10 protein-coding genes are annotated in these 11668 nt (G+C 64.3%); 6 read left to right on the top strand and 4 right to left on the bottom strand.

Going from position 1 to position 11668, the window contains the following annotated elements:
* Nucleotides 1-322: 322 nt before the first annotated feature.
* The 4 genes from ASE85_RS13440 to ASE85_RS13425 all read right to left on the bottom strand — a co-directional run bounded on the left by ASE85_RS13440 (nt 323) and on the right by ASE85_RS13425 (nt 5957).
* Nucleotides 323-1333 (bottom strand): aldo/keto reductase, encoded by a 1011-nt coding sequence (locus ASE85_RS13440; RefSeq protein ID WP_056689233.1) that lies wholly within the window; start codon nt 1331-1333, stop codon nt 323-325.
* 2 nt (nt 1334-1335) lie between these two features.
* The gene (gene pobA, locus ASE85_RS13435; protein WP_056689229.1) at nt 1336-2505 is read right to left on the bottom strand and encodes a 4-hydroxybenzoate 3-monooxygenase; all 1170 of its coding nucleotides are present in this window, start codon (nt 2503-2505) and stop codon (nt 1336-1338) included.
* A gap of 462 nt (nt 2506-2967) precedes the next feature.
* Nucleotides 2968-5394 (bottom strand): hypothetical protein, encoded by a 2427-nt coding sequence (locus tag ASE85_RS13430; RefSeq protein ID WP_443018526.1) that lies wholly within the window; start codon nt 5392-5394, stop codon nt 2968-2970.
* 101 nt (nt 5395-5495) lie between these two features.
* A complete protein-coding gene (locus ASE85_RS13425; RefSeq protein WP_056689250.1) occupies nt 5496-5957 on the bottom strand; it encodes a MarR family winged helix-turn-helix transcriptional regulator in 462 nt (153 codons plus the stop codon).
* A gap of 74 nt (nt 5958-6031) precedes the next feature.
* Between ASE85_RS13425 and ASE85_RS13420 the strand changes: the two genes are divergently transcribed.
* The 6 genes from ASE85_RS13420 (at nt 6032) to ASE85_RS13395 (ending at nt 11614) form a co-directional block, all read left to right on the top strand.
* Nucleotides 6032-7483: an aldehyde dehydrogenase gene (locus ASE85_RS13420; RefSeq protein WP_056689227.1), complete on the top strand. Its 1452-nt coding sequence runs from the start codon at nt 6032-6034 to the stop codon at nt 7481-7483.
* A 114-nt stretch (nt 7484-7597) separates the two neighbouring features.
* Complete coding sequence (locus ASE85_RS13415; protein ID WP_056689225.1) at nt 7598-8458, top strand: p-hydroxycinnamoyl CoA hydratase/lyase; 861 nt, start codon at nt 7598-7600, stop codon at nt 8456-8458.
* A 91-nt stretch (nt 8459-8549) separates the two neighbouring features.
* Nucleotides 8550-9104 (top strand): DUF3237 domain-containing protein, encoded by a 555-nt coding sequence (locus tag ASE85_RS13410; protein ID WP_056689222.1) that lies wholly within the window; start codon nt 8550-8552, stop codon nt 9102-9104.
* Between the two features lie 36 nt (nt 9105-9140).
* The gene (locus ASE85_RS13405; RefSeq protein WP_056689220.1) at nt 9141-10436 is read left to right on the top strand and encodes an MFS transporter; all 1296 of its coding nucleotides are present in this window, start codon (nt 9141-9143) and stop codon (nt 10434-10436) included.
* A 46-nt stretch (nt 10437-10482) separates the two neighbouring features.
* Complete coding sequence (locus ASE85_RS13400) at nt 10483-11355, top strand: helix-turn-helix domain-containing protein (RefSeq protein WP_056689217.1); 873 nt, start codon at nt 10483-10485, stop codon at nt 11353-11355.
* Between the two features lie 31 nt (nt 11356-11386).
* The gene (locus tag ASE85_RS13395) at nt 11387-11614 is read left to right on the top strand and encodes a hypothetical protein (protein WP_056689213.1); all 228 of its coding nucleotides are present in this window, start codon (nt 11387-11389) and stop codon (nt 11612-11614) included.
* Nucleotides 11615-11668 lie beyond the last annotated feature (54 nt).

The raw sequence follows: 11668 nt of genomic DNA, 5'->3' as shown, positions 1-11668 counted from the left end.
CCCCTTCCTTGCGTCCGGGGGAACAGTGTCCGTCTATGTTGGCGACCATCCAGTCCAGCGCCGCAGTGGCACCGTCCCGTCCGGTGAAATGCCCTCTAGATCGACACTCACAAACCGTCAAACCCTTTTTGCATTTTTGTTGCAGCGATCGGGAAACAGGCGGCCGAAAGGCTGAAAACCTCGCATTCCCGCCGCCTTCACGGCATCCGAAAAAAGCGGGGACGCGGAGGGGTAAACCCGCCGCGTCCCCGCTTTCGATCCATTTTCACCGCAAATCGCCGAATCAAACCTTTGAAACGACAAGAGAATCAGCCTGCCGGATTCACGCCAGCGGCTCGCCCTCCCACATTTCGGTATCGATCTGCCGTTGGGCAGCGCGGGGATAACGCGGTCCCGACGGCGCATCGAAACCAAAGAGCATGTCCACCGCCGCGATCAGCTCGGCCGGCCAGTCGCGCGCCAGCGTCTCCAGATCTTCGTCCAGATGGGCGATACTGGTCGTGCCGGGAATGGGAACGACATGATCGCCCTTTGCCAACAGCCAGGCGAGGCAGAGCTGTGCCGCCGTGCACCCAGCCTCGCCCGCCAATGCCTTCAACTGGTCGACCAGTCGCAGATTGACCTCCAGATGTGGCGACTGGAACCGGGGCATCGCACTCCGAATATCGCCCGGCAACAGGTTCACGGCGTTGGGATTACCGGCCAGCAGCCCACGGCCGAGCGGTGAGAAGGCAATAAACGCCGCTCCCAGTTCCGCACAGGCATCCAGCACCGCGACTTCCGCATTGCGAACCCAGGGCGAATATTCGGTCTGCATCGCAGCAATCGGATGCACCGCATGGGCACGGCGCAATGTTGCCGCCGACATTTCCGACAGGCCGATCGCACCGATCTTCCCGGCGTCCTTCGCACGCGCCAGCGTGCCGACAGAGTCTTCGATCGGCACATTGGGGTCCAGCCGATGCAGATAATAGAGGTCGATATGATCGACCTGCAGCCGCCGCAGCGAATCCTCGAGCACCCGTTCGATCGCCTTGGGTGATCCGTCCAGCCCGCGATTGCCATCAATCTCCGCCAGAACGCATTTGCTTGCCAGGGTGAAGTCCGCCCGGCGATCCATCAGCGTGCGGCCCAGCAGTTCCTCGTTCGCGCCGAAGCCATAAAGCGCCGCGGTATCGAACAAGGTCACACCCGCATCCAGTGCATGGCGCAGCAACCGCTCCGCCTCTGCCGCATCGGGACGCGGCAAATAGGCATGGGACAGATTCATGCAGCCAAGGCCGATGGCCGAAACGGTGAAGGGGCCGATGGTGCGGGTGGGAAGGCTGGTCATCTCTAAAGGGGCAATCCTACATAATTCTCCGCGATCGTCGTCTGCGCCGCGACCGAGGAAGCGATATAGTCGAGGTCGGCGACCTGCATCCGGCGATCGAACGCATCGCTATCGGGGAAGCGGTGCATCAGCTTCGTCAATTGCCATGAGAAGCGTTCGGATTTCCAGACGCGGGCCAGCGCCTTGTCCGAATAGCCGGCCACCGCGTCGCTGTCATGATGTTTGAGATAGGCGATCAGCGCCTGCGACAGATAATGCACGTCCGACATGGCCAGGTTCAACCCCTTGGCGCCAGTCGGCGGCACGATATGGGCACTATCGCCGGCCAGCATCAACCGGCCATGGCGCATCGGTTCGAACACGAAGCTGCGGAGCGGCGCGATCGATTTTTCCAGTGCAGGACCACGGGTAATATGGGCCGCCGCCTCCGGCCCTAGCCGGGTCGCCAGTTCATCCCACAACCGATCGTCCGGCCACTCCTCGATCTTCTCGTCCAGCGGCACCTGGATATAATAGCGGCTGCGCGTTTCCGACCGCATCGACGCCAGCGCAAAGCCGCGTTCATGATTGGCGTAGATCAGTTCATGATTGCAGGGCGGCACATCGGCCAGGATGCCGAGCCAGCCGAAGGGATAGACTTTCTCATAGGCGGTCGCGACCGAGACGGGGATCGCCTTGCGCGACGGGCCGTGGAAACCATCGCAGCCGCACAGGAACTGCGCGTCGATCCGATGGGTCGCGCCATCCTTGCTGTATGTGAGATAGGGGGCATCGCCATCGACATCATGCAGCGCAACATCCGCAGCGTCATATATAATCTGCAAGCCGCGATCCGGCGCCGCATCCATCAGGTCGCGGGTCACCTCGGTCTGGCCATAGACCATCACCTGATGCCCGGTCAGTTCGGCGATATTGATGCGGATCAGCCGTTCGCCGTCGGCCAGATGGAAGCCGTCATGGGGCAGCCCTTCCGCCTGCATGCGCGCGCCCAGCCCAAGCCGGTCCATCAAATCGGTGGTAGTGCGCTCCAGCACACCGGCCCGGATGCGGCCCAGCACATAGTCGGGGGAGGCCCGCTCGACGATGACGACTTCAACCCCCTCGGCTCGCAGCAAATGACCGAGCATCAGGCCGGCGGGGCCAGCACCGACAATGGCGACCTGGGTTTTCATGGCAATCCTCTCCACATCATGGACATTTGCCGAGGATGATGCCGCATCACTGCCCGGTCGCCCATGTCGCGGGCGACCGAATAATTGGACGATTCAACTGCTGCGTACCATCATGATCGACGCAAATATGGCGACAGCATGATCTTGCCGATCAAAGTCCCCACCATCAGGCTGGATGATTCAGCATCATCCGGTCGAAAGATTAGGAAGATTGGATCAGCGGACGCCAGCCGGGACCACCGGCACCGCCACCTGGGAGGGATGGTCCGTGTCGGCATAAACAGTGATCGGCGGCGGCGGTGGCATGTCCCGCCCCCGCTCGCGATGGTCAGAGTCGGTCAGGGTGGCCTGCGTCCGGTGCCCCTACCGGAACGACCAACTGATAGGCATCATGTCGAAGCGCAGACGCACCCGCTGCCCGGACAGTTGTCGAACAGCTGCATCGAACTGGCCTGATCCCGATCAAACCGCCGGCACCGTCACCACGCTGTCGGGCGCGTCCCGCAGGCGCAGATAGAGTTTGCCATCCCGCGTCGCAGGTGCCTTGAGGGCCGAACCGGTATAGCCCTGCGCAACCTGCGCCGCCTGGTCGAGCGTCGGCGTTGTGCCCACCGCATCAATCAGAAACAGGTCGCGCCCTTTGATGGTGCATCCCGTCGCCTTCTCCTCGCAGGCTACCGCCTCGATCTGCGGCAACCGTGCCAGCGTTACCAAGGGTTGCCAGTCGCTGACCTCGGCGCCGCGCAGCAGGCGGAAACGCAGCGGCCCGAACAGGGATGGCGCCATCATCTTGGGATTCAGTGTCGCCACGATCACCTTGGGGCTTTCCAGCCTGAGGCCATTGCCAGCGGTCAGCCGGATTGGCGCGACGTCCTCATCCCTCGGCGCCACCTCTATCGCATCGCTGGCGCTGAGCTTCGTATCTTCGCCGGCACGTATGGAAAACACCAACTGACCATTGTCAGGCAGCAAATTATCCCCATTCAGTCCCAGCGCCTTGCCGTTGGCAGGCGGTTGCCCCAGGCTGATATCCTTGCTGAGCAAGCCGACTTGCGGCCGCGCCGCTACCACCGTCACGGCCAGGTTGACGGTGCGCCCGTCGCGCAACCTGATCCGCGCCGTCGCTTCGCTGCCGGCATCACCTGCACCGCTATCGCCCTGTGCCACCAGCCGCAACCGATCGACCGATCCGTCGCGGGTCAGTCCATCCGGCCGCAACATCAGGCCGCTAACATCCACGCTTTCCACCTGATCCAGTCGCTGCCCGGACAGCAGCGCCGCTTTGTCCCCCGCGTGGATCACCAGCCCATCCAGCCGGCTCGCCTGCGCATAGCTGCGCACTGCCACCGCCGCGGGCTGTGCCACGCCCTGATATTTGACCTCGATGCTCAGCGCGCCGGGCTTCCGGTCCGCCAGCGGCACCGTCAACGCCAGCGCATCGCGCCCCTGCACCTTCCATTCGACCGGCCTGGGTGCGCCATCGCCTTGCCGCATCATCACGCTTTCGACACAGGCGGGCGCTCCGCCCTTCAGCACCAGTCCATTGTCACGGCCAACGACCAAGGCAGCCGTGTCACCTTCGACAGACCAGGCCCCGCCATCGGGCATCTGCAACATGAAGTCCGGCCCCTCGAACCGATCAAAGCCCCAGCGTCCGTAGAGATGCCCTTCGACGCTGCCCTTGAAGGCGGGCGGCAAGCCAGCACCCGTCAGCACATAGCCGCCCCGGTCGGCGCGCGCTTCCACCGGCACCTCCACGGTCTCGCCCGATGCCGCCTTCAGTGACAGCTTCACGTCGCGGGCATAGGTGGTGGAAAAGATCAGCGGCGCCCCTTCCACCGGCAGCACCGTGCCGGCGCGGGCGACACAGACCGGCGCATCGCCGACGCGGCGCAGGCGCGGAGGGCTGTCCGCCTCGATCGCAGGCATGGCCACGACCATCACCGACTTTGGTTTCTGGAAGGACGGCGCGGCATTCAGCAGCAACGATATGCCCTCCGGCTTGCGCACGCTCAGCGTCGGCAGATAGTCGAATTGCGGGCTGCTGAACGCGCCGAATATCTTCGCGATATCGCGCACCACTCCGATATAGGGGCTGTAGAAGCCATAGCCTGCCTCGCGCGTCGCGGCCAGTTGCAGCGCCAGATCGGTAGGTGCCCCGGTCAGCGTCTCGGCCAGCGAACTGCTGTGGACATCGGACAACACCAGCGTTTCCCGATTATCGAGCAGGCAGGCCGCCTGCATCTCGACCACCTTGGACAGGCAATCTTCGTTCAGCTTCATCGACAGGCTGCGCGCCAGCGTCGGCGCCACGCTGCGCAGATATTCGGGATGGCTGTTTTCCTGCGCCTTGATCGCCATCATGAAAGCGTCCAGCCGCGACCGGTCGAGCGACGCCTGGTTGAGATCCTGCGTCGCGCGGACGAATTCCCCCGGCTTGCCCCGCACCGCGTCGGACAATACGCCTTCCGCCCCGCCGGTATCGGGCACCAGAAACAGCACCATCTGGCGCGCGCCCTTGGGCACGGTCAGGACCAGCGCCTTGTCTTTGTCCTTCTTCTTCCATGTCTCGGCGAATTGCACCCAATCCTTTGGCGGCGGATTGGTCGCGCCACGCAGGAAGGCCGACACCAGAATGAATCGCGCGCCCTGATCGCTCGGCAAATCTGCCTCGACCGACAGTCGATCGCCTTCGGACAGGCTGGGCACCTGCGCGATCGGCAGGCTCTGGTCGCCGCGCATCACCAATATGTCCAGCGCAGGCCCTGGCATTTCGAACGGCGCCGGCTCGGCCGCGCCCAGAGACGCCGGCGCCAGCATCGCCAAAGCGAGCGCACCCGCAGCACAGCGGGCAGTTCTCGTCATCTTGTCGATCGGCAATGGAGTCATCTGTTCGTCCGGTTCCTGTTGGCACGACCCTTCATGCGCCTTTCCCACATGGGCCGGCACAAGCCAAGAGTGGATGGGTAACGCCTGGCCCTGCCGGCGGTTCACTCCGCCCCCGCTTCACCTTCCTCGGCGATCAGGCGCAGCGCCTCTCGCAGCAGGGCAATGTCCCTGCCGGCCAGCAACCGTTCGAACCGCGTTTCATGCGCATCCATGATGGCGTCGACCTGCATACGCAGCAGTTCACCCGCCGGTGTCAGCGACAGCGCCAGGCTCCGTCCATCGACCGGCGATTTATCCACCAGCCCTCGCCCCGCCAGCGCCGCGACCAGCGGCACCATATTGGCGCGCTTGATGCCCAGCATCCGCCCGACATCGCTTTGGATACAGCCCGGATTGGCGCCGACCAGAATCAGGATCGTACCCTCGACCGGTCGCAGCCCAATCTCCGCCAGCGCGATGCCCAGCCCGGCCATCATAGCGGCCGACGCCCGCCGCAGCATATAGCCCAGGCGCAGTGCCACCGGATCGGTCAGGCGGTCGGCAGAGGGGGCAGGCTTGTCCATGAAGCCGGCAATAATGTTATTGCTCAGAACAATCAAGATTGCTATGTTTCATAACAATAACTAGGAGCCAGGATATGCCTGTATCGGAAATCTCTCTGCTGATCGGCGGCGAATCGCGCGCCACGGCTGCCACATTCGAACGCGCCAATCCGGTGACGGGCGCCGTATCCACCGTCGCTTCGGCCGCCAGTGTCGATGATGCCATTGCCGCCGTGGACGCGGCGCAGGTCGCCTTCCCCGGCTGGTCGGCCCTTGGCCCCAATGCCCGCCGCGCCGCGCTGATGAAGGCCGCCGATGCACTGGACGCAAAGGCCGCCGACTTTGTCGACGCGATGATGGAAGAGATTGGCGCAACCGAAGGCTGGGCACGCTTCAACCTGATGCTATCCAGCTCCATGGTGCGCGAAGCCGCCAGCCTCACCACCCAGATCGGCGGAGAGGTCATCCCGTCCGACAAGCCCGGCTGCATCGCCATGGCGATCCGTGAGCCGGCCGGCGTCGTGCTGTCGATGGCCCCTTGGAACGCCCCTATCATCCTTGCGACACGCGCCATTGCCGTGCCGCTCGCCTGCGGCAATACGGTCGTGCTCAAGGCATCGGAACAATGCCCCCGGACCCATGGCCTGATCGTCCAGGCGTTCATCGAAGCCGGGCTTGGCGGCGGCATCGTGAACCTCATCACCAACGCGCCGCAGGATGCCGCAGACGTGGTCGGCGCGATGATCGACCATGTGGCCGTGCGCCGCGTCAACTTCACCGGCTCTACCGCCGTGGGCAAGATCATCGCGAAACGCTGCGCTGAACATCTCAAGCCCGTGCTGCTCGAACTGGGCGGCAAGGCGCCGCTGATCGTGCTGGAGGATGCCGACCTGGACGAAGCCGTGAAAGCCGCCGCCTTCGGCGCTTTCATGAATCAGGGTCAGATCTGCATGTCGACCGAACGGATCATCGTGGTCGAAGCCGTGGCCGATGCCTTTGCGGAGAAATTCCAGGCCAAGGTCGCGACCATGGCCGTGGGCGATCCGCGCGAGGGCAAGACCCCGCTCGGCGCCGTGGTCGACACAAAGGCTGTCGTTCATGTCCAGTCGCTGATCGCAGACGCGCTGACATCGGGCGCAACGCAGTTAAACGGTGGCGATGCGGCCGGCGTCCTCATGCCCGCCCATGTCATCGACGGCGTCACCCAGGACATGAAGCTGTTCCGCGACGAAAGCTTCGGCCCCGTGGTCGGCATCATCCGCGCCCGCGATGAAACCCATGCGATCGATCTCGCCAACGATACCGACTATGGCCTGTCCGCCTCGGTCTTCACCCGCGACACCGCGCGTGGTCTCAAGGTCGCACGCCGCATCCAGTCGGGCATCTGCCACATCAACGGCCCGACCGTGCATGACGAAGCGCAAATGCCCTTCGGCGGCACCAAAGCGTCGGGCTACGGCAAATTCGGCGGCCGGGCCGGCATCGACAGCTTCACCGAACTGCGCTGGATCACGATGGAAACCGAACCCGGCCACTACCCGATCTGATTGCTCGCATTTCCCAATTCCGTTCGGGCTGAGCCTGCCGAAGCCCTCTCCTCATCTTTGCAAAACGCGCCCTTCGACAGGTTGAGGGCCAACGGATCAAAAGGACATATAGCCATGACCAACATCCTGCATGTCGACGGCGTCGACCAGACTGAACTCGAAACCGTCGCCTACACCGTCGAAGACGGCGTCGCCTGGGTCAGCTTCAACCGCCCGGACAAGCGCAACTGCATGTCGCCGCGTCTCAACCGCCAGATGATGCGCGTGCTGGATGAGCTGGAATATCGCACCGATGTCGGCGTGCTCGTCCTGACCGGCGAAGGCAGTGCCTGGTCGGCCGGCATGGACCTTAAGGAATATTTCCGTGAAACCGAATCCCAGGGCCTGGCCGGCACGCGCGGCGCCCAGCGCGAAAGCTATGGCTGGTGGCGCCGCCTGCGCTGGTATCAGAAGCCTACGATCGCGATGGTCAATGGCTGGTGCTTCGGCGGTGGCTATGGCCCGCTCTTCGCCTGCGATCTCGCCTTCGCGGCGGAAGAGGCGCAGTTCGGCCTGTCGGAAATCAACTGGGGCATCCTGCCCGGCGGCGGCGCAGCCAAGGTCGCGACCGAACTCACCAATTTCCGCAACGCCATGTATCATTCGCTGATGGGCGAAAATGTGGATGGTCGTAAGGCTGCCGAGTGGGGCTTCGTCAACGAGGCGCTCCCGCTCGACCAGCTCAAGGCCCGCGTTTCCGACGTCGCGCAGAAACTGCTGACCAAGAATCCCGTAGCGTTGAAGGCGACCAAGGATGCCATCCGCCGCGTCCGCGAAATGACCTATGACAATGCAGAAGATTATCTGATCCGCGCGCAGGAATCGGCCAACAGCTTCGACAATGACGGCCGCAAGGAAGGCATCAAGCAGTTCATCGATGACAAGACGTACAAGCCGGGCCTCGGCGCGTACGACAAGTCGAAGCAGTCCGCCTGACCTTTGGCCGGGCCGCCATCCGTGAACGGCCCGGCCGCTATCGCCGAACATCGGACATCATCATGATCCGGTCGCAGATAATGGAGAGGTTATGGACCACGACATGCACCGCCGCAGCCTGTTAAAGGCCATGCCTGCCCTGACGATCGCCGGCGTCGCGAGCCAGGCCACCGCAGCCGACACGCTCGCCGTACCGCCGCTGACCCTCGCCATGCGCCTGCGCGTAATGATCGGCGTGCCGCAGGAACTGGGTATGGTCGATGGCGTGCGCAAAAGGGTGATCCCCATCACCGGCGGCAGCGTCGATGGCCCGCGCCTTACCGGCAGGATACTGCCCGGCGGCGCCGACTGGCAATCGATCCGCGCGGACGGTACCGCCGACATCCTCGCCCGCTACACGATCGAGGCCAGCGACGGCACGCTCATCTCCATCGTCAACCCCGGTTATCGCCATGGCCCCGCGCCGGTACTGGCCCGCATCACTGCGGGCGAGGTTGTCGATCCCGCCCTCTATTATTTCCGCACCACCCCCCGTTTTGAGGTGGCGGGCGACAGCCCCCATGGCTGGCTCGGTCGCACCGTGTTTCTGTGTACCGCCGCGCGCTACAAGGATCATGTCGCGCTGGACATTTTCTCGGTTGGCTGACACCCACAAGATAAGATTTTAAGGACAGGAGCAGGGATGACCGACATCAGGCGGCAGTTGGATGAAGCCCCCATGGGCCGGCTCCAGATCGCGGCGATCATCCTGTGCATATTGCTGAACGCGCTTGACGGGTTCGACGTGCTGGCGATCAGCTTCGCCTCGCCCGGCATTGCGAAGGAATGGGGGATCGATCGCGCCGCGCTTGGCCTCGTCCTCTCGATGGAACTGATCGGCATGGCGGTGGGATCGGTGCTGCTCGGCAACCTTGCCGACCGCATAGGTCGCCGACCTACCATATTGGGCTGTCTGGTCGTCATGGCAGCAGGCATGGCTGCCGCGACCCAAGCCTGGGATGTGCTGTCGCTTTCCACCGTCCGCCTTGTCACTGGTCTTGGCATCGGCGGGATGCTCGCCTGCACCAACGCCATGGTCGCCGAACTGTCCAACGCCCGCGCCCGCAGCCTGGCCGTCGCGATCATGGCGGCCGGCTATCCGGTCGGCGCGATCCTGGGCGGGTCGGTCGCTTCGCAATTGCTGGTGTCGGGCGGCTGGCGCGACATATTCCTGTTCGGCGGCATCGTCACCGCCATCTTCCTGCCCGTGTCGCTGTGGCTGCTGCCCGAATCGATTGGCTTCCTGCTGCAAAAACGTCCCGAAGGTGCGCTGGTGCGGATCAACCGCCTGCTTGCTCGCATGAACCATGCCCCGACCAGCGCGCTACCCCCTGTTGACAGCAGCGCATCGAAACCCTCCTTCGCCACGCTATTCGCGCCGGGCCTTGCCCACACCACCATCTTGCTCACGCTCGCCTATTTCTTCCACATCATGACCTTCTACTTCATCCTGAAATGGGTGCCCAAGATCGTCGTCGACATGGGCTTCGCACCATCGGCGGCGGGCGGCGTACTGGTCTGGGCCAATGTCGGAGGCCTCATCGGCTCGCTGCTGCTCGGCGCGCTCAGCTGGCGGATGCCGGTGCGCGGCCTCGTCATGGGCGCGATGGTCGCCTCGACCGTCATGGTCACCGTCTTCGGACAGGGGCAGACGACGCTGGCCGGCCTCAGCCTCGTCGCCGCCTGCGCCGGCTTCTTCACCAACGGCGCGGTGGTCGGCCTCTACGCGCTGGTCGCCCAGTCCTTCCCCACCGCCGTGCGCGCCGGCGGGACTGGCATCGTCATCGGCATCGGCCGTGGCGGCGCGGCGCTCGGCCCGATCCTCGCAGGCTTTCTGTTCACGCTCGACTTCGGCTTGCCGCTGGTCGCGCTGGTGATGGCGCTGGGCTCGCTGGTCGGTGCGGCGCTGCTGGCAGGACTGCGCCAACGCCCCATCTGATAGCTTGCAGCCCCAGAGGAACAGGCGCATCAATGGACAATCCATCATGTCGACTGCACCTGTCCCCAGCTTCTATCTCTATGGCGAACCGCAGCGTAGCGTGGCGGAAGGCTTCGTCCATGTCGAAAGCCTCGATGATCGGTCCCGCCCCAGTGAATGGACGATCCGCCCGCATGTTCATCGCGACCTCAACCATATCATCCTGATCGGCGAAGGCGGAGGCGCGATGCAGGCGGAGGCGGCGCAGGTCAGCTTCGACGCGCCCTGCCTGCTGCTGATCCCGGCCGGCATCGTCCATGGCTTCAGCTGGCACAGCGAATCCAGCGGCCATGTCACCACCATCGCCGATTCCTATCTGCGCCACCTGATTGCGCGCGATGCGGATCTCGCTCCGCTTTTCGCCAATCCCCAGGCAGTCCCCCTGGCCCTCGCCGAAGGCGACGCCGCGCAAAACATCATCATGCGCATGGTGCAGGAACTGGGCTGGTCCGGTCCCGGCCAGCGCGCCGCCGTCGAATCCGCGCTGCTCTCGCTGATGGTGCTCGCGCTGCGCCATGCTCCCCTGACCCAGGCGGCACAGCCCGGCACCGCGCGGCAGGCTGCTCTGGTCGCGCGCCTGCGCGAACGGATCGAACAGCGTTTTCGCCAGCGCGAGGCCGTGTCGGACCAAGCCCGCGCGCTCGGCACCAGCCTCACTGCCTTGCGCCAGGCTTGCGCCCATGTGGCGGGCACTTCTCCGGCCCAGATGCTCGACGACCGGGCCTTGCTGGAGGCGCGCCGCCTGCTCCTCTATTCGCAACTGTCAGTGGCAGAGGTCGCCTACGCGGTCGGCTTTGAAGACCCCGCCTATTTCTCGCGCTTCTTCACCCGCCATGTCGGCCAGCCGCCTCGCGCCTGGCGTGCAGCGCGCGACGGTTGACGCCATCCGCCACCGCTCTACATGTCCGCCCATGACGGCGGACAAGCTCATCGACCTGCTGGTGGCCCGGCTGCTGCGCGACCATGGCAAGAGCAAGCATCACTGGCGCAAGGCGATCGGCCCGCTGCGCCTCTACAGCCCCGCCACCCATCCCCATTGCAACTGGAACGCGACCCCGACCGGCAGCTTTCAGGACATTGCGCTGATCGAAACCCTGCTTGATGATCTGCGCATGGCGTATCCGCTGCTGACCACCTAGAAAACGGAAAGGGCGCAGCGGATAGATCCGCCACGCCCTTCCTGCGACCCCGAA

This window comes from Sphingobium sp. Leaf26 (assembly GCF_001421665.1).
Lineage (GTDB): Bacteria > Pseudomonadota > Alphaproteobacteria > Sphingomonadales > Sphingomonadaceae > Sphingobium.
The sequence above is the reverse complement of the archived record's forward strand: the minus strand, read 5'-3'. Positions and strand labels throughout refer to the sequence as shown.